This window comes from bacterium (genome assembly GCA_036524115.1).
In the GTDB taxonomy this organism is placed as follows: Bacteria; JAUVQV01; JAUVQV01; order JAUVQV01; family DATDCY01; genus DATDCY01.
Map to the genome: position 1 here is coordinate 1 of DATDCY010000328.1, position 20,192 is coordinate 20,192.

The 20,192-nt window shown below is 71.3% G+C and carries 17 protein-coding genes; 11 read left to right on the top strand and 6 right to left on the bottom strand.

From position 1 onward, the window contains the following. Nucleotides 1-111: 111 nt before the first annotated feature. Nucleotides 112-1,506 carry a diguanylate cyclase gene (locus tag VI078_15840; protein ID HEY6000758.1) on the bottom strand — a complete coding sequence of 465 codons (1,395 nt, stop codon included), beginning with the start codon at nt 1,504-1,506 and terminating at the stop codon, nt 112-114. 234 nt (nt 1,507-1,740) lie between these two features. Between VI078_15840 and VI078_15845 the strand changes: the two genes are divergently transcribed. From VI078_15845 to VI078_15885, 9 genes are all read left to right on the top strand, one after another. Beyond that, nucleotides 1,741-2,751 carry a TRAP transporter substrate-binding protein gene (locus VI078_15845; GenBank protein ID HEY6000759.1) on the top strand — a complete coding sequence of 337 codons (1,011 nt, stop codon included), beginning with the start codon at nt 1,741-1,743 and terminating at the stop codon, nt 2,749-2,751. A gap of 22 nt (nt 2,752-2,773) precedes the next feature. Continuing rightward, nucleotides 2,774-3,262, top strand: coding sequence for a TRAP transporter small permease (locus VI078_15850; protein HEY6000760.1), 489 nt, complete (start codon nt 2,774-2,776; stop codon nt 3,260-3,262). Then, complete coding sequence (locus VI078_15855) at nt 3,259-4,560, top strand: TRAP transporter large permease (protein ID HEY6000761.1); 1,302 nt, start codon at nt 3,259-3,261, stop codon at nt 4,558-4,560. Before VI078_15850 ends, VI078_15855 begins: the two co-directional genes overlap by 4 nt. Nucleotides 4,561-4,574: 14 nt before the next feature. After that, nucleotides 4,575-5,084 (top strand): universal stress protein, encoded by a 510-nt coding sequence (locus tag VI078_15860; protein ID HEY6000762.1) that lies wholly within the window; start codon nt 4,575-4,577, stop codon nt 5,082-5,084. Nucleotides 5,085-5,102: 18 nt separating this feature from the next. Continuing rightward, nucleotides 5,103-5,765, top strand: coding sequence for a TMEM165/GDT1 family protein (locus tag VI078_15865; protein HEY6000763.1), 663 nt, complete (start codon nt 5,103-5,105; stop codon nt 5,763-5,765). A gap of 232 nt (nt 5,766-5,997) precedes the next feature. Then, the gene (locus tag VI078_15870; protein HEY6000764.1) at nt 5,998-8,733 is read left to right on the top strand and encodes a cation-translocating P-type ATPase; all 2,736 of its coding nucleotides are present in this window, start codon (nt 5,998-6,000) and stop codon (nt 8,731-8,733) included. Nucleotides 8,734-8,791: 58 nt separating this feature from the next. Next, nucleotides 8,792-9,550 carry a metallophosphoesterase family protein gene (locus tag VI078_15875; GenBank protein HEY6000765.1) on the top strand — a complete coding sequence of 253 codons (759 nt, stop codon included), beginning with the start codon at nt 8,792-8,794 and terminating at the stop codon, nt 9,548-9,550. Further along, nucleotides 9,550-11,022 (top strand): bifunctional serine/threonine-protein kinase/universal stress protein, encoded by a 1,473-nt coding sequence (locus VI078_15880; protein ID HEY6000766.1) that lies wholly within the window; start codon nt 9,550-9,552, stop codon nt 11,020-11,022. The genes VI078_15875 and VI078_15880 overlap by 1 nt, the downstream gene beginning before the upstream one ends. 124 nt (nt 11,023-11,146) lie before the next feature. Next, the gene (locus tag VI078_15885; GenBank protein HEY6000767.1) at nt 11,147-12,685 is read left to right on the top strand and encodes a hypothetical protein; all 1,539 of its coding nucleotides are present in this window, start codon (nt 11,147-11,149) and stop codon (nt 12,683-12,685) included. Between the two features lie 100 nt (nt 12,686-12,785). Here VI078_15885 and VI078_15890 read toward each other — a convergent pair whose 3' ends face one another. From VI078_15890 to VI078_15910, 5 genes are all read right to left on the bottom strand, one after another. Further along, a complete protein-coding gene (locus VI078_15890; GenBank protein HEY6000768.1) occupies nt 12,786-13,370 on the bottom strand; it encodes a DedA family protein in 585 nt (194 codons plus the stop codon). Further along, a complete protein-coding gene (locus VI078_15895; GenBank protein HEY6000769.1) occupies nt 13,352-15,754 on the bottom strand; it encodes a phosphoketolase family protein in 2,403 nt (800 codons plus the stop codon). The genes VI078_15890 and VI078_15895 overlap by 19 nt, the downstream gene beginning before the upstream one ends. A 5-nt stretch (nt 15,755-15,759) precedes the next feature. Then, the gene (locus VI078_15900; protein HEY6000770.1) at nt 15,760-16,230 is read right to left on the bottom strand and encodes a PH domain-containing protein; all 471 of its coding nucleotides are present in this window, start codon (nt 16,228-16,230) and stop codon (nt 15,760-15,762) included. Between the two features lie 118 nt (nt 16,231-16,348). After that, nucleotides 16,349-17,059 (bottom strand): rhodanese-like domain-containing protein, encoded by a 711-nt coding sequence (locus tag VI078_15905; GenBank protein ID HEY6000771.1) that lies wholly within the window; start codon nt 17,057-17,059, stop codon nt 16,349-16,351. Nucleotides 17,060-17,110: 51 nt separating this feature from the next. Next, the gene (locus tag VI078_15910) at nt 17,111-17,713 is read right to left on the bottom strand and encodes a rhodanese-like domain-containing protein (protein ID HEY6000772.1); all 603 of its coding nucleotides are present in this window, start codon (nt 17,711-17,713) and stop codon (nt 17,111-17,113) included. A 221-nt stretch (nt 17,714-17,934) separates the two neighbouring features. Here VI078_15910 and VI078_15915 point away from each other — a divergent pair, with 221 nt between their 5' ends. Together VI078_15915 and VI078_15920 are read left to right on the top strand one after the other, a co-directional pair. Beyond that, the gene (locus VI078_15915; protein ID HEY6000773.1) at nt 17,935-19,341 is read left to right on the top strand and encodes a sigma 54-interacting transcriptional regulator; all 1,407 of its coding nucleotides are present in this window, start codon (nt 17,935-17,937) and stop codon (nt 19,339-19,341) included. After that, complete coding sequence (locus VI078_15920) at nt 19,338-20,126, top strand: DUF3786 domain-containing protein (protein ID HEY6000774.1); 789 nt, start codon at nt 19,338-19,340, stop codon at nt 20,124-20,126. The genes VI078_15915 and VI078_15920 overlap by 4 nt, the downstream gene beginning before the upstream one ends. The last annotated feature ends 66 nt before the right edge of the window (nt 20,127-20,192 follow it).

Consider the following 20,192-nt stretch of genomic DNA (forward strand, 5'->3'; position numbering starts at 1 on the left):
CCGGCGGGGTTGCCGCCGGCGGAGCCGGCGCGCATGCCGCCATGAGCGCCACGACCCCGGCCGCACAGGCGGCGCGCGCCCACCGGCACGCCGCAACGACGCGCGGCACGCTCATGGGTCCTGCGCCCCCGCCACCGACAGGTCGCCGGCCTCGCGCGTCCTGCGGTCGACGATGAACTTGCTGCCCGCGATCGTCTTGGCGTACTCCTTGAGCGCCGCCGCGATCTCGCTGACCTTGATCTGGTTCTCGATGGGCCCCTTCTGGTTGGTGACCACGGCAATGGAAAGCGAGACGAACGGGAAACGCGACTTCGCGCCCTGGCGGTTCTCCCCCTCGATATAGCCCCGCTCGCGGTCCTCCGCGTCGTAGAGCGCGGGGACGGCGGCGTCGAAGCGCGCGATGATCTCCCGGCAGATGGCCTCGAAACGCTCCGGAACGGAAATGACGACGAAGTCGTCGCCCCCGATATGGCCGACGAAGTCCTTCGGGTCGCCGAGCGCCTGGTCGACCTCGACGATGATCCGGGCTGCCTGTGTCAGCACCGCGTTGCCGCGCGAGTACCCGTAGCGGTCGTTGAAGGCCTTGAAATTATCGATGTCGATCAGGCAGAAAGCGAACGGCGCCGCGTGCTCGATGCGCGAGCGCAGCGCGTTCTCGATGGCGAGGCCCCCCGGCAGGTGCGTGAGCGGGCTCGAGTCGAGCTTCAGCTGCTCGAGCGCCTTGAGCTTCTGGCCCATCTCGTAGAAGGCCCACGAGAGCTCCCCCAGCTCGTCCTGGCCGCGCAGGCTCGGCAGTTCGTCGAACTTTCCCTCGGCCAGCTGCGCGGTGGCGGCCTTGAGGCGGCCGATCGAGCGGGCGATGTCCCGCGTGATCAGCAGCGCCGCCCCCGCGCCGCCGACGACCCCGAGGAGCGAGAGGGCGATCATCAGCCGGAAGGTGCCGCGCTGCATCTCGGCCATGCGGCGCGTGCGCTCTTCCTGCGCCCAGCGGGCCTCCGCCTCGACCTGCTTGAGCTGGCCGATGATCTCGTCCTGCACCGCGCGGACGCGCTCCCGGAACCCGTCGGCGGCCTCGGCGGCGGGTGCGCCGGCCGCGAACTGCTCGAGGAAGAGGCTCTCGTAGCGCTGGTGCAGCGCGGCGATCGGTTCGGCCCGCGCGGCGAGCGCCGCGGGCGCCTTCTGCCGCAGCAGCGCGAGCCCGTCCTTGAACTCCGCGCCCCGCAGCGCGAAGGCCTCGCGCATCTCGACGCTGTGGAGGATGAAGAAGCGGTTGGCGTAGAGCTCCTGCGAGAGCAGGCTGTCGATCATGCGGCCCGCGGCCTCGGCGGCCGGGATGTCCCGCTCGAGGATGTCCTCGTTGATCGCCATGATGCGCTCGAGGCGCAGGACGTAGGCCGCCGAGAGCGCGACGACGAGCACGACCAGCGGCAGGTAGGCGAAGAGCATCTTCGCGCGGATGTTCAGCCGCAGGTAGCGGCGCAGAATGCCCGAATAGATGGTTTTCACTGCTCCCCCGCGCGCCAGAACCGGTGACCGGGTGTTGCCCGTATCTATTCCTCAAGCCGCGCCCGCTGTCAAGGAGGCGCCCTCCGGCCCGCCTCCCGGGCCGCCGCCGCGGCCCGCCGGCGCGGGTTGACAAACCCCGCCGGAACCGGGCAAATAGTCCCGCCCGTCCGCAGGAGACCGCCGGGCCTTGGAGGAGGAGCGCACACCGTGGGCATGACTGCCGGGAGGACGCCGATGATCAAGAGAGTGCTTTCGCTGCTGGCCGCGACGACGGTGGCCCTGTCCCTGCTCCCCGCGGGCGCCGGCGCCGCGCCGGCCGAGCTGAATTACGCCATCTTCTTCCCGGCGACGCACGGACACACCCTGCTCGCCACCGAGTGGGCAAAGGAGGTCGAGAAGCGCACCAATGGCGCCGTGAAGGTCAACATCTTCGCGGGGGCGACGCTGATGCCGCCGGACCAGACGTACGACGGCGTCGTCAAGGGGATCGCGGACATCGGCCTGTCGGTCTTCAGCTACTCGAAGGGGCGCTTCCCGCTGACCGAGGTGCTCGACCTGCCGCTGGGCTACACGAGCGGCCTGCAGGCCACGCGCCTGGCGAACGCCTACTACCAGAAGTTCCAGCCCAGGGAGCTCTCGGACGTCAAGATCATGTACCTCATGGCCCACGGCCCCGGCATCCTCCACACCAAGAAGCCGGTCGAGAAGCTTGAGGACCTCGCGGGGATGAAGATCCGCGGCACCGGCACCAGCGCGAAGATCGTCTCGGCCCTCGGCGCGACGCCCGTCGCGATGCCGCAGAACGAGGCCTACGACGCGCTGCAGAAGGGCGTCGTCGAGGGGCTCGTCTCGCCGATCGAGACGCTCAAGGGCTGGAAGTACGCCGAGGTCGTCAAGTACACGACGCGCGACCTGGGCGCCTCGTACTCCGTCGGCTTCTTCGTCGCCATGAACCGCGCCAAGTGGGACGCCCTCCCGAAGGAGGCGCAGGCGGCGATCGAGGCGGTCAACGCCGAGTGGGTCGACAAGGCCGGGAAGGCCTGGGACGACTTCGACAAGGCCGGCACCGAGTTCGCGCTCTCCAAGGGCGTGAAGATCATCGAGCTGTCGAAGGCCGAGGACGCCCGCTGGTCCGAGAAGGTGCGGCCGATGCTCGCGGACTACGTCGCCGCCGCCAAGGGCAAGGGGCTGCCCGGCGACGAGGCGCTGAAGTTCGTCCAGGACTGGCTCAAGGCGAACCCGTAGTCGCCGCGTTCGCCGGGGTCCCATGCTCGCGCTCGTCCGCCCGCTCGCGCGCGCCCTGCACTGGGCGGGCGCGGCGGCGCTCGCGTCGATGATGCTCCTCACCGTCGCCGACGTCTTCCTGCGCTCCTTCCGGCGTCCGATCGTCGGCACGTACGAGCTGGTCGGTTTCCTCGGCGCCTTCGCGGTCGGCTTCGCGCTGCCGCAGACCTCGCTGGACCGCGGGCAGGTGCTCATGGACTTCCTCGCCCGTCACCTGCCGGCCGGCCCCAACCGCGTCCTCAGCCTGCTCACGCGCCTGGTCGGCATCGGGCTCTTCGCGGTCCTCACCTGGCACCTGGCGGCGATGGGCCTGGACCTGCGGCGCACCGGCGACGTCACGCCGCTGCTGAGCCTGCCGCTCTCCTGGCCGGCGTTCGCGCTCGCGCTCGCCTGCGCCGTCGAGTGCCTCGTGCTCGCGGCGACGGCGCTGCCGGAGGAGGCGCAGGGCGCCGCCGAGGCGGCGCAGCCGTGAGCCACGCCGCGATCGGCGGGGTCGTCATCCTGCTGCTGTTCGGGCTCTTCGGCCTCGGCGTCGAGATCGGCTTCGCCATGGCGATCGCCGGGGTCATCGGCTTCGCCTGGATCGTGAGCCTGCCGGCGGCCCTGAACCTCATGGCCAAGGACGTCGTCGCGGTCTTCGGCTCCTACGGCTTCACGGTGATACCCCTCTTCGTGCTCATGGGGCAGGTCGGCGCCAGCGGCGGGATCGCGCGCGCCCTCTACGACTGCGCGTACCGCTTCATCGGGCACGTGCCCGGCGGCCTGGCGATCGGCACGGTCGCGGCCGCCACCGGCTTCAAGGCGATCTGCGGCTCCTCGCCGGCCACGGCCGCGACGTTCGCCACCGTGGCGGTGCCCGAGATGGACCGCTACGGCTACGACAAGCGCCTCTCGTGCGGCACGGTCGCGACGGTGGGCACCCTCGGCGTGCTCATCCCGCCGAGCGTGACGCTGATCGTCTACGGCATCCTCACCGAGACGTCGATCGGCAGGCTCTTCCTCGCCGGCATCATCCCGGGGCTGCTCATCGCCTGCTCCTTCGTCGTGACCCTCTACGGCTGGTGCCGCATCAACCCGGCGCTCGGCCCCGCCGGCGAGCGCTCGAGCTGGGGGGCGCGCCTGCGCTCGCTGCCGCCGATCTTCTGGGTGCTCCTGGTCTTCTTCCTCGTCGTCGGCGGCCTGATGAAGGGCTTCTTCACCCCGACCGAGGCCGGCAGCGTCGGCTCCTTCGCGGTGCTCGTGCTCACCGCCGCCAAGCGCGACATGACCCCGCGGCGCTTCGGCAAGGCGCTGCTGGACGCGCTGCGCATCGCCTGCATGGTGATCACGCTCATCGCCGGCGCGACGATCATGGGGCACTTCTTCGTCGTCACCCAGATCCCCTCGCGCGTCGCGGACTGGCTGGGGGCGCTCTCGCTGCCCCCCTTCGTGGTCATGCTGGCGATCATCGCCGTCTACCTCATCGGCGGCTCGTTCATCGAGGATCTGGCGTTCCTGATCCTCGCCACGCCGATCTTCCTCCCCGTGGTGCTGAAGATGGGCTATGACCCGGTCTGGTTCGGCGTCATCGTCTCGGTCGTGACGATGATCGGCGTCATCCTGCCGCCGGTGGCGATCAACGCCTTCGTGGTCTCGGGCGTCACCGGCACCCCGGTCGGCACCATCTACCGCGGCATCTACCCGCACATCGCCGGGATGGCGCTGATGCTGCTGGTGCTGCTGCTCTTCCCGTCGATCTCGCTCTGGCTCCCCTCTCACTTCATGCCTTGAAGGAGGCACCCGCGATGCTGCCCGAGTACCGGACGATCCTCTACGCCACCGACCTCGGCCGCACCGCCCCGGGGGTGCTGCGCCACGCGCTGGGCCTCGCGGCGCGCTACGGCGGCCGGGTGGTCTGCGTGCACGCCGTCGAGCCGCTCGGCCCCTCGGCCCGCCACATGGTCGAGCTCTACGCCGGGGCGGGGGCCTCCGGCGGGGTCGAAGGGCAGCGCTGGCGGGAGCTGCAGCGCTCGCTCGTGGCGCGCCTGGAGGCGTTCTGCCGCGAGGAGTCGTGCCACGCGGCCGACGGCCGCGACCTGCTCGCGGAGGTCCGCGTCGAGCGCGGCCGACCCGACCAGGTGATCCTGGAGGAGGCGCGGCGGGTCGGCGCCGACGCGATCGTCATGGGCTCGCACGGGCACACCTCCGTGGGCGAGCTGTTCGTCGGCTCGACCGCGCATCGCGTCGTGCAGCGCGCGGCGGTCCCCGTACTCCTCGTGCGCGTGGCCGAGGCCGACACCGCCAGCCGCGTCTAGCGCAGGCGGGGAGGGGATATGTCCGCATTCCTGGCCTCGCTGGCCTTCGTCGTCCTCGCGGAGATGGGGGACAAGACCCAGCTGCTCGCGATGGCGTTTGCGGCGAAGTTCCGCTGGCAGACGGTGATGTGCGGCGTCCTCGTGGCGACCATGGCCAATCACCTCATGGCCGCCGCCGCCGGCAGCTGGCTGGCCACCGTCGTGCCGCTCGCGACCATCAAGATCGTCGCGGCCGCGTCGTTCATCCTCTTCGGGCTCTGGACCATCCGCGGTGACCGTCTGGAGGGTGAGGACGAGCGCTATCACTTCAGCCCGTTCTGGACGGTCGCGGTGGCCTTCTTCATCGCGGAGATGGGGGACAAGACCCAGCTGGCGACGATCTCGCTGGCGGTCAAGTACAACGCGATCTGGTCGGTCTGGATGGGGACGACCGCCGGGATGATGGTCGCCGACGCGATCGGCATCGGGGTCGGCATCGTGATGGGCAAGCGCATTCCCGAGCGCGCGGTCAAATGGGGCGCGGCGGCCATCTTCGTCGCCTTCGGCATCTGGGGGCTCTGGGAGAATCTGCCGCGCGACGTCTGGAGCGCGCCGATGGTCGCGGGCGGCGCCGCGGCGCTCGCGGCCGCGACGTGGTTCGTCGCGCGCTGGGGCGCCGGTCGCGAGAAGCCGGCGGGGTGAGCGCAGCGCCGGGCGGCCCCGCTATTGGGGTGTCCGCTTGACCCGCCCCGGGGGTCTTGCTATGGTCGGGGCGACATCGGGGAGTAGCTGAACCGGCCACCATCGTCAGGACGGCCCACGGGGGCCCGGTGGCGCCGGATTCGGGAAACCGAACAGGCGAGACCTTTGTTGCGGCGCAGGCAGTGCCGCGGCAAAGGTCTTTTCTTTTGAGCGGGCAACGGAGCCATTCATCATGAGTGCGGGCGGCATCGAGGACGGCGGCACACCCCGGCGGAGCGGATCTGCGCCCGCTGCCGCCGCCGGGGGGGCGCGCCCGCCCTGGCACCGCCTCGACGTCCCCGCGGCGCTCGCGGCGCTCGGCACGAGCCCGGACGGGCTGACCGCGGCAGAGGCGGCGTCGCGGCTGGCCGGGCATGGCCCGAACGAGCTGGTCGAGAAGCGCCGGCGCACGCCGCTGGCGATCTTCCTCGACCAGTTCCGGGACTTCATGATCCTCGTGCTGCTCGCGGCGGCGCTGCTTGCCGGCGCGCTCGGCGAGGTGGCGGACACCGTCGCGATCCTGGTGATCGTCGTGCTCAACGCCGTCCTGGGCTTCGTCCAGGAGTACCGCGCCGAGAAGGCCATGGCCGCGCTCAGGAGCATGGCGGCGGCGCTGGCGACGGCCGTCCGCGACGGGGTCCCCGTGTCGATTCCCGCCGCGGACCTCGTGCCCGGGGACCTCGTCCACCTCGAGGCCGGGAACATCGTCCCCGCGGACCTGCGCCTGAGCGAGGCCGCGAAGCTGCGGGTCGAGGAGGCCGCGCTCACGGGCGAGTCCGTGCCGGTCGAGAAGAGGACCGCCCGGCTCGCCGAACCCGAGCTGCCGCTCGGCGACCGCACCAACCTCGCATTCAAGGGGACGCGCGTCACCTACGGGCGCGGCGCCGGCTTCGTCGTCGCCACCGGCATGCGCACCGAGCTCGGCCGCATCGCGGCGATGCTCCAGGAGGAAGAGGAGGTCAAGACGCCCCTGCAGAAGCGGCTGACCGCCTTCGGCAGGCGGATCGCCCTGGCGGTGCTCGCGATCTGCGCGATCATGTTCGCGGTCGGCGTCCTGCGCCAGCAGCCCCCGCTCCTGATGTTCCTCACCGCGGTCTCGCTCGCCGTGGCCGCGATTCCCGAGGCGCTCCCGGCCGTGGTCACCATCTCGCTGGCGCTCGGGGCGAAGAAGATGGTCCGCCAGAGCGCGCTCGTGCGCAAGCTCCCCGCCGTGGAGACGCTCGGCTCGGTGACCTGGATCTGCTCCGACAAGACCGGCACGCTGACGCAGAACCGGATGACCGTCGAGGAGGTCTACGCCGGCGGGCGGCTGCTGCGGGCGGCCGAGTTGTGCGAGGTCCCGGAGGCCGCGGGTGCGGAGGGCGGCCGGCCGCTGGCGATGCTGCTGACCGCGCTCGCGCTCTCCAACGACGCGCGCCGGGACGCCGCCGGCGCGCTCTTCGGCGACCCGACCGAGACGGCGCTCTTCGCCCTCGCCGATCGCTGCGGCTTCGCGAAGGAGCGGCTCGAGGAGCACCATCCGCGGCTGGCGGAGCTGCCCTTCGACTCGGAGCGCAAGCTGATGACGACGTTCCACGCCTGGAGGGACGGGAAGGTCGTCTCCTTCACGAAGGGGGCCGTGGAGGTGGTGCTGGAGCGCTCCGTCTCCTCGCTCACGGCGCGGGGCGACGAGCGACTGGAGGCTGCTGGGGTGCTGGCGGAAGCGGACCGGATCGCCGCGGACGGGCTGCGGGCGCTGGGGATCGGGATGCGGGTCTGGGAGCGGCTCCCCGACGACCCGGCGGAGGCGGGGGCGGAGACCGGCCTGACGTTCCTCGGCCTCGCGGGGCTGATGGACCCGCCGCGGCCGGAGGCGCGGGAGGCCGTCCGGACCTGCCGCGTCGCGGGCATCGTGCCCGTGATGATCACCGGTGACCACCCGCTGACCGCGCGCGCCATCGCCCGGCGCATCGGCATCCTCGACGACGGGCACGCGCCGGGGCGGGTCATCACCGGGCGCGAGCTCGATGCCCTCACCCTCGAGGAGTTCGAGCGACGGGTGGAGGAGATCCGCGTCTACGCGCGGGTCGCGCCCGAGCAGAAGCTCAAGATCGTCAAGGCCCTCCAGGACCGGGGGCAGTTCGTGGCCATGACCGGCGACGGCGTCAACGACGCGCCGGCGCTCAAGCGCGCGGACATCGGCATCGCCATGGGCGTCACGGGGACGGACGTCGCCAAGGAGGCCGCGCACATGATCCTCCTCGACGACAACTTCGCGACCATCGTCAAGGCGGTCGGCGAGGGGCGGCGGATCTTCGACAACATCCGCAAGTTCGTCCGGTACGTGATGACCTGCAACTCCGGCGAGATCTGGACGCTCTTCCTGGCGCCGCTCTTCGGCCTGCCGATCCCGCTGCTGCCGATCCACATCCTCTGGATCAACCTCGTCACCGACGGTCTCCCCGGCCTGGCGCTGGCGGCCGAGCCGGCGGAGCCGGGGCTCATGGGTCGCGCGCCCCGCCGGCCCCAGGAGAGCATCTTCGCGCACGGCCTGGGCGCGCACATCCTCTGGGTCGGGCTGCTCATGGGCGCGGCGAGCATCCTCACGCAGGCCTGGTCGATCGGCGCCGGCCTCGCGCACTGGCAGACGATGGTCTTCACGGTGCTCTGCTTCAGCCAGATGGGACACGTGCTGGCGATCCGCTCGGAGAGCGCGTCCCTCTTCTCCCAGGGGCTGCTCTCGAATCGACCCCTCGCCGGCGCCGTCGTCCTGACCTTCGCGCTCCAGATGGCGACGATCTACGTGCCGTCGCTCAACCCCGTCTTCAAGACCGCGCCGCTGACGGCCGCCGAGCTGGGACTCACCCTCGCGCTGTCCTCGGTGGTCTTCGTCGCCGTAGAGGTCGAGAAGCTCGTTCGCCGCCGCCGGGATGTGGCGCGGGTCGCCTGAGGCCGGTATCCCGGGCCGGGTGCACCGTCCCCGCCGCCCCCTTTGCTATGATGCCCCTGTGGACCTCACCGGACAGCGGCTGGCGCTTTTTGCGGACGTGCACGCGAACCGCGAGGCCTTCGCGGCGTGCCTCGCGCACGCGGGCCGGCTGGGGTACGACCGGCCGGTCTTCCTCGGCGACCTCGTCGGCTACTGCGCCGACCCGGCGTGGGTGCTCGACGAGATCGTGCGCCTCGTCGGCGAGGGCGCGGTCGCGGTGCTGGGCAACCACGACGAGGCCGTGGTCCATGGCCCCCAGCCCACGATGCACGCCGACGCCGCGGCCGCGGTGCTCTGGACCCGGGAGCGTCTCGACCCGGTGCACCTGGCGTTTCTCGCGGGTCTGCCGCCGACGATCGAGGCCGGCGAGCTGCTGCTGGTGCACGCCAACGCCTGGGCTCCGCGGCGCTGGGAGTATCTGACGACGGCCGAGGGAGCGGCGCGCAGCCTGGCGGCGACGCAGCGGCGGCTGACGTTCTTCGGGCACGCGCACGAGCCCGCCCTCTACCACCTCGGCACCGTCGGGCCGGTCGGTGCGTTCGCCCCCTCCCCGGGAGTGGAGATCCCGCTTGTCCCGCTGCAGCGCTGGGCGGTCAATCCCGGTTCGGTCGGCCAGCCGCGCGACGGCGTCCCCGCGGCCTGCTATGCAGTCTACGACGGTCGGACGCGCCTTCTCGAATACCACAGGGTGCCGTTCGACGTGGATGCCACCGCGCGCAAGATACGGGCCGCCGGACTCCCGGAGCGCTTCGGGGCGCGGCTCGCCGCGGGGGAGTGATGGCGTCGCGGGGGGCGGACGTCCTCGTGCCGGGGACGGTGCTGGCCGGCTGCCGGATCGACGAGCGGCTGCACCAGGGAGGGATGGCCACCGTCTGGCGGGCGTCGCGGCCCGACGTCCCCTTCCCGATGGCGCTGAAGGTCCCGCGCGCCGGCAACCGGGACGATCCGGCCGCCATCGTCGGTTTCCAGGCGGAGCTGGTCATCCTGCCGCGGCTCGCCGGCCCGCACGTGCCGCGGTTCATCGCCAGCGCCGATTTCGACCAGCAGCCCTACCTCGCGATGGAGTTCATCCCGGGCCCCACGCTCGAGGAGCGCCTGGCCGCGGCGCCGCTGCCCCCGGCCGAGGTCGCGGACATCGGCGCGCGACTCGCGGACGCGCTCCACGAGGTGCACCAGCAGGGCGTGATCCACTTCGATCTTTCGCCGGACAACGTCATGTTCCGCCCGGACGGGGCGGCGGTGCTGCTGGACTTCGGCCTGGCACATCACACGCAGCTCCCGGACCTCCTGGGCGAGGCCTTTCGCCGCCCGCTCGGGACCGCGGCCTGGATGGCCCCGGAGCAGGTGCTCGGGGTGCGCGACGATCTGCGCAGCGACCTGTTCGCACTGGGCGCGATTCTCTACGCCCTGCTCACCGGCAGGCCCCCCCACGGCGCGCCGGAGAGCCCGCGCGGGCTGCGGCGCCGGCTGTCGCACGACCCGGTCCCGCCGCGCGCGTTCGCCCCGGCGTGCCCGCCCTGGTTGCAGGAGATCGTGATGCGCTGCCTCGACGTCGACCCGGCGCAGCGGCACGAGAGCGCGTCGCAGCTCGCGTTCGATCTGCGCCACCCGGACCGGGTCGTCCTCACGGAGCGCGCGACGCGGCTTGGCGGCCGCGGTCTCATCGCGCGGGCGGTGCGCCGCGGGCGCGGGTTGCTGGCGGCGCTCGCGCCGACGCGCGGGTCGACCCGGGCTGCGGCCCGGCGTCGGCGCGTCCAGCGGGTGCCGATCGTGATGGCGGCCGTCGACGTCGCGCAGGGCTCGGAGGCGCTCGGGGAAGCGCTGCGGATCGCCGCGCTCGGCGCGCTCGAACTCGACGTCGAAGCGCGGCTGACCTGCGTGACGGTGCACCGGCTTGCGCCCGGGATGCGGCTGAACGTTGCCGAAGGCGGGCGCGCGGTCCACGTCCAGCGGCTCGTCGAGCTCAAGGAGTGGGCCCGCACGCTGGATCTGCCCGCCGGCCGCGTGAGCTTCCACGTCCTCGACGCCGCAGACCCCGCCGCCGCGCTCGTGGAGTTCGCGCGCGCCAACCACGTCGACCACATTGTCATCGGGGCGCGGGGCGCCTCCGCCCTGCGCCGCCACCTCGGCAGCGTCTCGGCCCAGGTCGCGGCCGAGGCGCCGTGCACCGTGACGGTCGTGCGCGCGCCGGGCGCTGCGGTCCCCGCCGGGCCGCTGGTCGTCCCCGAGACGCGCGAGGGCGGCTTGTAGCCGCGTGTCGCTCCGCGTCCCGCCCCCTGGAGAGCGCCGTCCGCGCTCACGGGACGCAATAACGTTGAGAAATGAAATAGGCGCAGGTATTGTCGGCGCAACAGGCGGAGAGGAGCGTGCGGACATGCGGACGTGGCGGGGCGTCGTCGGTGCGGTGCTGTGTTTCGCGGCGTTGGGAGCCCGGATCCCGTCGGCCGGGGCGGTGGACGAGGTGCTCTCCGGGAGCATCAGGGAGGCGGACAACACGACCGGGCAGAACACGAACGCGGGCGCGGGGATCAAGACGAACCACATCCAGAACAGCGCCGTGACCTCCGTGAAGATCAAGGACGGGAGCGTCACCGGCGCCGACCTGGCGGCAAACGCGGTGACCTCCGCCAAGATCAGGGACGGGAACGTCCTCGCCGCGGATCTGGCCGACGGGGCCGTGACCGCGTCGAAGATCGGCTTCTATTCCCGCGTCATCGTCGTCGACATCAACGGCGGTGGCGACTTCGCGTCGCCGGTCGCGGCGATGGCCGCGGTCGCGACGATGATCCCGGCGCCGTCCGCCGCGGCTCCGGTGCTGGTCAGGATCATGCCCGGGGTCTACGACGTCGGGACGTCCTCCGTGCAAATGCAGTCCTTCGTCGACATCGAAGGCTCCGGCGAGGAGGCGACCCGCATTACCGGCACTGCTCCATACTTTGCCGGGACGGTGCGGGGGGCGAGCGCGGCACAGATTCGATTCCTGACGGTCGAGAACACCAGCGACGACATCCGTCCGGTGGCCTTCCTCGCGCCGCTCGACACCACACCGTCGCTGCTCCACGTGACCGCCCGGGCGGCATCGCCGACGCAGGGCGGCGCGGGGGCCTACTCTTTCGGGGTCTACTGCGCCGTGGGTTCGGCGCCGACTCTGTCGCACGTGACGGCGATCGCGGGCGGCGGCGACCGCACCGCGGCCGTCTACTCCGACAGTGCAGCCCCGCGACTCGAGGACGTGGACGCGACGGGAAGGGACGGCTCGGTATTCAATATCGGCGTCAGCCTCTCCTCCAGCAGCGGCGCCGTGCTGCGCCGGGTCGCCGCGACCGCGTCCGGTCCAAGCGGGGGGACCGTCGGGAATGTCGGGATCTACGTCGGCGTCTCGTCCCCCGTCATCAGCGACTCGACCGCCCTCGCGCTGGGGAGCACCGCCAGGAACACCGGCGTCCGCAACGAGGGGGAGTGCCGGACGCGGATGGCGAATGTGACCGCCCGCGCACTGGACGCCTTGGCGATGGGGATGGAGAATGTCGCGCAAGGCGACGGCACGGCCGACCAGTACGGCATCGTCGTCGACCGCAGCACCTTCGAGGGGGCCACCAGCGCCGTGAACAGCGACAGGGAGTTCACGGTGAGCTTCGGGGCGAGCAAGCTCCTCGGGGGGCCGGCCGCGGGCGGCGGCGGGACTCTCAGGTGCGTCGCCTCCTACGACGCGAGCTACAAGGCGCTCCTGCCCGATTGCTCGAACTGCATACCCGCTTCGGGTGTCTTCACGGTGACCGGCGGGACGTTCGCCGACACCAGCGCCTGCCAGGTCGCGGGGATCGGCCAGGCGGCGGCTGTCTGCTGCAGCGGCTTCGCCACCATGCAGTACGAGCCCGACCCGTTGTTCCTGTGCGCCGGAACCTGCAATTGAGCTGACCCGATCGCGGTCCCGGGCAGCGCCGCTGCCCGGGACCGGCGCCTCTCTCCCGGTCGCTGGTGGCCTCGGGGCGCCGACAGCGCAGCCCCGTGTCTCAGCGAGGTCGTCGCTTCCGGCGTCCGATCCACCTCCGACCCAGCCAGGCCGCGGCCCCGACCAGAAGGATCCCCCCCGCGATCGCCAGCTCGAAGCGCTTGACCCCGCCCAGCAGCGCTTCGATCGAGTGGCCGAGCAGGTAGCCGAGCGCCGCGATGGCCGTGGCCCAGACCGCGGCCCCGGCGGCGTTGAGCGCGACGAACCGCAGCTGGCGCGTGCCGGTGGCGCCGAGGACCACGGGCGTCACGGTGCGGAAGCCGTAGGCGAAGCGGAAGCCGAGGATCACCGGGGTCTCATAGCGCCGCAGCAGCTCGCGCACCCGCGCGGTGCGCTCCTGCCAGTGCGGGCGGCGCGCCAACGCACCCATCCCGCGCCGCCGCCCGATCTGGAAGAAGAGCTGGTCGCCGCTGAAGCTGCCCGCGAACGCGGCCGCGATCACCCAGGGCAGGGGGAAATAGCCGCGGTGGGCGAGGAACCCGCCGAGGATCAGGATCGTCTCGCCTTCGAAGAACGTGCCGACGAGGATCGCCCAGAGCCCGTAGGTCGCGACGAACTGCTCGAGCGTCATCCCGGCCAGCGCCACCCGGTGATGGCGGCGTCGTCCACGCCGTGCTCGTGCGCGTGGCGGCGGCAGGCGATCTGCGCGTTGCGGAAGTGCTCCTTGGCGTGGGCGCCGGCGACGCGCAGCCGCGGCACGCGGTCGATGACGTCGATCGCGACGCTGAAGCGGTCGACCTGGTTGTTGATCGCCAGCTCCATCGGCGTGTTGATGCTCCCTTTCTCCTTGTAGCCGCGCACGTGGATCAGCCGGTTGGCACGCCGGTAGACCAGGCGGTGGATGAGCCAGGGGTAGCCGTGGAAGTTGAAGACCACGGGGCGGTCCGCGGTGAAGAGCCCGTCGAAGTCGGTGTCGGCGAGCCCGTGCGGGTGCTCCGCGGCTGGCGCCAGCCGGAAGAGGTCGACCACGTTCACGAAGCGCACCTTCAGGTCCGGGAACGCCTCGCGCAGCAGCGCCGCGGCCGCGAGCGCCTCGTGGGTGGTGATGTCGCCCGCCGCGGCGACGACGACGTCCGGCTCGACCCCCTGGTCCGAGCTGGCCCAGTCCCAGATGCCGATTCCCTTCGCGCAGTGCGTGATCGCCGCGTCCCGGTCCAGGTACTGCAGGTGCCGCTGCTTGTCCGAGACGATGACGTTGACGTAGTTCTCGCTGCGCAGGCAGTGATCGGCGACCGACAGCAGGCAGTTGGCGTCCGGCGGCAGGTAGATCCGCGTCACCGCCGGGCTCTTGTTGACGACGAGGTCGAGGAAGCCCGGGTCCTGGTGCGTGAAGCCGTTGTGGTCCTGGCGCCAGACGGTCGAGGTGATCAGCAGGTTCAGCGACGCCACCTCCTCGCGCCAGGAGAGACGGTTGCAGGAATCGAGCCACTTGGCGTGCTGGTTGAACATCGAGTCCACGATGTGGACGAAGGCCTCGTAGGTCGAGAAGAAGCCGTGCCGCCCGCTCAGCAGGTACCCCTCGAGCATCCCCTCGAGGGTGTGCTCGCTGAGCATCTCGATCACCCGGCCGTCGGGGGCGAGCTGCGTGCCGTCGGCGTCCTCGGGAAAGCTCTCGGCGAGCCAGAGCTTGCGCGAAACCTCGTAGATCGCGTCCAGCTTGTTCGAGGTCGTCTCATCGGGGCCGAAGACCCGGAAGATGCCCGGGTTCTTGCGCATGATGTCGCGCAGGAACGCGCCGAGTGGGCGCGTGTTCTCGGCCTCGGCGGCCCCCGGGCGCTTCACCGCGACCGCGTAGTCGCGGAAGTCCGGCAGGCAGAGGGTCTTCTTGAGGACGCCGCCGTTGGCGTGCGGGTTGGCACCCATGCGGCGGGCGCCGGCCGGCGCGGCGGCCCGAACCTGCGCGACGGGGCGGCCCGCCGCGTCGAAGAGCTCCTCGGGCCGATAGCTGCGCAGCCAGCGCTCGAGCAGCGCCAGGTGCTCCGCGTTCTGCGGGACATCCGCGATCGGCACCTGGTGCGCGCGCCACGATCCCTCGAGCTGGTGGCCGTCGATCTCGGCCGGGGCGCTCCACCCTTTCGGCGTGCGCAGCACGATCATCGGCCAGCGCGGGCGCGTCGGGTCGCCGGCGGCGCGCGCCTGGCCCTGGAGGGCGCGGATCTCGGCCACGCACTGCTCGAGCGTCGCCGCCATCGCCTGGTGCATGCTCTCGGGGTCGGAGCCCTCGACGAAATACGGCGTCCAGCCGCAGCCGTAGAGCAGCCAGGACAGCTCCTCCGCGCTGATGCGCGCCAGCAGCGTGGGATTGTTGATCTTGTAGCCGTTGAGGTTGAGCACCGGCAGCACGGCACCGTCGCGCACCGGGTTGAGGAACTTCGTGATGTGCCAGGAGGTCGCCAGCGGCCCGGTCTCGGCCTCGCCGTCGCCGACGACGGCGGCGACGATCAGCTCCGGGTTGTCGAAGGCCGCGCCGCAGGCGTGCGAGAGGACGTAGCCGAGCTCGCCGCCCTCGTGGATCGAGCCGGGCGTCTCCGGCGTGCAGTGGCTGCCGATGCCGCCGGGGAAGGAGAACTGACGGAAGAAGTGCCGCAGCCCCTCCTCGTCGTGCCCCTTGTCGGGGTAGATCTCCGAGTACGTCCCCTCGAGGTAGACAGGGGCGAGCACGCCCGGGGCGCCGTGGCCGGGGCCGGCCATGAAGATCATGTCCAGGTCGTTCGCCGCGATCACCCGGTTGAGGTGCGCGTAGACGAAGGAGAGCGCGGGACTCGCCCCCCAGTGGCCGAGCAGCCGGCGCTTGAGGTGCTCGGGGCGCAGCGGTTCGCGCAGCAGCGGGTTGTCGCGCAGGTAGATCATTCCCAGCGCCAGGTAGTTGCAGGCGCGCCAGAAGGCGTCGATGCGGGCCAGTTCTTCGGCGGCGAGCGGCGCCCCCTCCACGGTGGAGCGGGCGGGGCCGAAAGCGCTGAGCGGATGCATGGCGCTCACCCTTGCCCCGCGGCGCGCGCCTGCACCTGCTTGCGGAACTCCAGTGGGTTCGCGATCGACGTGAAGGGCTCGTTGGTGCCGCCCGTGCCGGTGAGGACGATCGTACCGTAGCCGATGAGCCGCGCAAGCAGCCCCTGGTCGACGCGGATCGTCTCGACCTTCGTCAGCAGCATCTCGAGCGTGTGCCGGTGGATCAGGCCGACCTTGATCACGACGCGCTTGTTGGTGATCGCGAATTCCGAGGAGAGGTACAGGATCGCGCGGCCGATGCCGAAGCTGGCGGCATAGATGAGGAAGATGGCGCCGAGCACCCAGAACACGGCCAGCCCCGGGCTTGCGAGGCCGTAGACGACGAAGCCGAGGCCGATGACGCCAAAGACCGCGGACTGCAGGAAGATCACCGGGTGCAGGTGGGCGCGGTACTCGACGGTCTCCCCCGGCAGCAGGTTCCGATCGACATACCCCATGGCTGGCTCCTCCGCTCGCGGTGTGGGCCGCGGTGAAGGGCCATTCTCCGGCCGGCCCCGGGCGCTGTCAACGCTCGAGGCCGGCCGTAGGTGCGCAGCGGGCGGGACGCCGACAGACCTACTTTTCAGTGACCTCGTAGGCGCCGTTGGCGCCGACGACGATGACGGCGTTGAGCCAGCGGACGTTCTTGTATCCCTTCGAGACCAGCAGGTCGTAGGCGTTCTTCGCGAGGATGCCCGTGTTGCAGTGGATGACGACGGTCTTCTCCTTCGGCACCTCGGCGAAGCGGTCCTTGATCTGGCTCTCGGGGATCGGGAGGGCGCCGACGAGCACGCCGTCCACCGGCTGCTCGCGCACGTCCAGGATCAGCGTGTCGGCCGGCCGCGTGTCGGCGATCTTCCTGAACTCCTCGATCGTGATCTCGCCGGGCTTGAGCTTCTTCGTGTACTCGATCTTCGCGGGCGCAGCCAGCGCGCCGGTCGCCAGCTCCCCCTTCCACGAGGTGATGCCGCCCACGAGGACGGTGGCGTTCACGTAACCCCAGCCGCGCACGGTCTTGAAGGCCTCGGCGCCCGCCTGCGCCCCGTCGTAGATGACGATCGGCGCCTTCTTGTTCTCCGGGAAGCGCTCCTTCCACGCGGCGAGGTCCTTCGCCGGGATGCCGATCGCCCCTGGGATGAAGCCCTTCGCGGCGGCCTCCGGGTCCCGCAGGTCGACGAGGACGAACGGCTCGCCGGCCTTCATCCAGGTCTCGAGCCCGACGGGGCCGCTGACGACGAGGTTGCCGGCCTTCTTCCAGGCGGGCAGGCCGGCGTGGAAGACCTTCACGTTCGTGTAGCCCAGAGCCTCCGCCTCACGGGCGGAGAAGGGGCTGAGCGTTCAGGTCTCACCGGCGCAGTAGAAGATCACCAGCGCAGCCTTGTCGGCCGGCAGGACGGAGGCCGCCTTCTCCTTGAAGGCCGCGTACGGGAGGGAGACCGCGCCGGGGATGCGACCCTCGGCGAACATCGGCCCGGGCCGCGAGTCCACGAGCGTGTACTTTCCCGCCTCGGGTCCCTGTGCGACCAGGGCCTGCATCTTCTCGAGCGGCAGCAGCTGCGCCTCGGGGACCTTGAAGGGCTGCTTGACCGCGACCTGCGTGGCGACGGGCGCGGCCTCGCTCCCCTTGAACGTGACCGCGATCTCCCGGTCGCGCGGGATCGTCTTGAGCGCCGCCGGCCCGCCGAAGCTCTGCCCCTCCTTGACCTTGAGATCGTCGCCGTACTTCACGATCCAGACGAGCGGCCCGACCGTCACGCTCAGGCTCTTCAGCTCGCCCGACACCGACACCAGCTTGCCGCGCACCACCCCGTCCGCGGCGGTGTGGCAGATCTTGCAGGACTCCATGATGTTCGGCTTGCCCGCCTCGGCGCTCGCGGTGCCCAGCATGAGGGCGAGGACGCCCCCAGCCGCGGCGATGACTCTCCCAGGTGCTTTCGTCACGACTCCTCCCTCTGTTGGTGGTCCCTCGGCCGCATTCCCTTCTCGCTGCCGTCCGTCCGTTTCCACGCCATAGACAGCAATGCCCGTGCCAACAGCCGGGCGGCGGTCTGTGAAATCCAACACACTGATAATCCACAGGAAGTGTCATATGGGCCTGAAAGCAAGCTTGTAGAGGAATGTTTATCATTGTTTACGCAAACGTTTACTTGTAGTCTATGAACATGAACGTGAACAGCCTTGTCAGGAAGAAGGGATTCCTTCAGAGCGTCCTCGCCACGATGAGCGATGGCGTGATGGTGGTGGACCGCGAGGGCACGATCGTCTTCTTCAACGCCGCGGCCGAGCACATCACGGGCTATCGGGGAGAGGAAGTGGTCGGCAAGCCCTGTGCAATCCTCGACACGGACACGTGCGTCTACCGCGAGGGCGGGCGCACGGCGGTCCGCTGCTCCCTGTTCGACGACGGCGGGGCGGTGCGCAAGAGCTGCCGGATCCGGGCGAAGGACGGGCGCGAGGTCCACCTGGTCAAGAACGCCACCGTCCTGCGCGACGGACGCGGCGGGATGGCCTACGGCATCGAGACGATGACGGACGTCACCTCGCTCGTGCTCAAGGAGCGGCAGATCGAGGAGCTTGCGGGGACTCTCCGCGAAGAGGAGTCCTTCCACGGGATCGTCGGCCGCAACCCCGTCATGCTGCGCCTGCGCGAGCAGATCAAGAACGCGGCCCGCAGCGAGGCACCCGTGGTCGTCCTCGGGGAGAGCGGCACCGGCAAGGAGCTCGTTGCGGCCGCGGTGCACGCGCTCAGCCGACGCCGGGAGGGGCCGTTCGTCAAGGTCAACTGCGCGGCGCTCAACGAACAGCTGCTCGAGAGCGAGCTGTTCGGGCACCGCCGCGGCGCCTTCACCGGCGCGATGCGCGATCGCCAGGGGCGGCTCGAGGCCGCCAGCCGCGGCACGATCTTCCTCGACGAGATCGGCGACATGTCACCGGCGATGCAGGCCAAGCTGCTGCGCGCGCTCGAGGGGCGGGAGATCGAGCGCGTGGGGGAGAACACGCCGGTGCCGGTGGACATCCGCCTGGTCTCGGCCACGAACCGCGACCTCGAGACCCTCGTCGCGGGCGGCGCCTTCCGCCGGGACCTGCTCTACCGGGTCAACGCGATCCCGATCGTGCTCCCGCCGCTGCGGGAGCGGCCCGACGACATCCCGCTGCTGGTCGCCCACCTGCTCGCGCGCATGGGGGCGGCGCACGGCCGGCCCGGGCTGCGGGTGACGTCGGCGGCGCTCGAGAAGCTGGGCGCTCACGAGTGGCCGGGGAACGTGCGCCAGCTCATCAACGCGCTCGAGTACGGGGTCGTCACGAGCCTCGGGGCGGAGATCGACGTCCCCGATCTTCCGGCATACCTCGCCGGCGAGCGCGTCCAGTCAATCCCGCCGCCGGGGCGCCGGGCGGCGCTCACCCGGGAGGCCGTGGCAGCGGCGCTCGCGTCCGCGCGAGGCAACCGCGCAGCGGCCGCCCGGTCGCTCGGCGTCTGTCGCGTCACGCTCTGGAAGCGCCTCCGGGAACTGGGCGGTGGCGAGGCCGCGCGCGCGGGCGCGGCGGGCAGAGAGGCAGGAACGACATGAACGTCCTGGAGCTCTACCGGCGACTGCCGCGGACCAACTGCGGCACGTGCGCCCCGAAAGCGTGCATGCCGTTCGCGGTGGCGCTCGCGAAGGGCGACGCGACGGCCGACGCGTGCCCCGGGCTCACCGAGGAGCAGCGGCGGGAGATCGTCGGCGGCAGCGCGAAGGGCGACTGGCGCGAGACGGTCGTCGCAGGGCTGCGCGCCGAGGTCGCGGCGCTGTCGCTGGCCGACGCAGCGCCGGGGATTGGCGCGGTCTTCGAGGCTGGCGCGCTGCGCATCCGCTGTCTTGGCCGCGACTACCTCGTCGCGGGCGACGGGGCTGTCAGCATTGCGGGCGACGCGAAGCCGGTCCCGCCCTGGACGAAGATCCTGCTCCTGCACTACGCGCGGACGCGGGGCGACGCCCCGCCGGCCGGGCGCTGGGTGGCGTTCGCGGACCTGCGGAGCGGCCTGGTCAAGGCGACGTCGTTCGCGCGCGAGTGCGAGGAGCCGCTGCGGGAGCTCTTCGACCGCGACACCGCGGCGGCGGAGCGCGCGCTCGAGCGGATCGGCGGCGCGCGCGAGGCGGGCGCACCGGCGCCCGTGGCGTGGCGCGTCGAAGCGCTGCCGCGCGTGCCGGTGCTCGTGCTCTACTGGCCGCCGGAGGAGGAGTTCCCCTCCAAGTGCAAGGTCCTCTTCGACGCCAGCGCCGACCGCTTCCTCGACGTCGAGTCGCTGACCTTCCTCGTCGAGGGTCTCGCGAAGAACCTGGAGCACGGCCCCGACGCCCCCCCTCACGACTGACAGACCGCCGCTAACGGCCCATCAGCGCCCGGCGACGGGGTTGCATCGGCGGCCTGTCCGGGGGCG

Excerpts from the sequence above, each read along its gene's own strand:
- VI078_15920 (HEY6000774.1), top strand. The coding sequence starts at position 19,338 with ATGAACGTCCTGGAGCTCTACCGGCGACTGCCGCGGACCAACTGCGGC.
- VI078_15845 (HEY6000759.1), top strand. The coding sequence starts at position 1,741 with ATGATCAAGAGAGTGCTTTCGCTGCTGGCCGCGACGACGGTGGCCCTG.
- VI078_15900 (HEY6000770.1), bottom strand. The coding sequence starts at position 16,230 with ATGGGGTATGTCGATCGGAACCTGCTGCCGGGGGAGACCGTCGAGTAC.
- VI078_15850 (HEY6000760.1), top strand. The coding sequence starts at position 2,774 with ATGCTCGCGCTCGTCCGCCCGCTCGCGCGCGCCCTGCACTGGGCGGGC.
- VI078_15880 (HEY6000766.1), top strand. The coding sequence starts at position 9,550 with ATGGCGTCGCGGGGGGCGGACGTCCTCGTGCCGGGGACGGTGCTGGCC.
- VI078_15915 (HEY6000773.1), top strand. The coding sequence starts at position 17,935 with ATGAACGTGAACAGCCTTGTCAGGAAGAAGGGATTCCTTCAGAGCGTC.
- VI078_15885 (HEY6000767.1), top strand. The coding sequence starts at position 11,147 with ATGCGGACGTGGCGGGGCGTCGTCGGTGCGGTGCTGTGTTTCGCGGCG.
- VI078_15895 (HEY6000769.1), bottom strand. The coding sequence starts at position 15,754 with ATGCATCCGCTCAGCGCTTTCGGCCCCGCCCGCTCCACCGTGGAGGGG.
- VI078_15870 (HEY6000764.1), top strand. The coding sequence starts at position 5,998 with ATGAGTGCGGGCGGCATCGAGGACGGCGGCACACCCCGGCGGAGCGGA.
- VI078_15865 (HEY6000763.1), top strand. The coding sequence starts at position 5,103 with ATGTCCGCATTCCTGGCCTCGCTGGCCTTCGTCGTCCTCGCGGAGATG.
- VI078_15860 (HEY6000762.1), top strand. The coding sequence starts at position 4,575 with ATGCTGCCCGAGTACCGGACGATCCTCTACGCCACCGACCTCGGCCGC.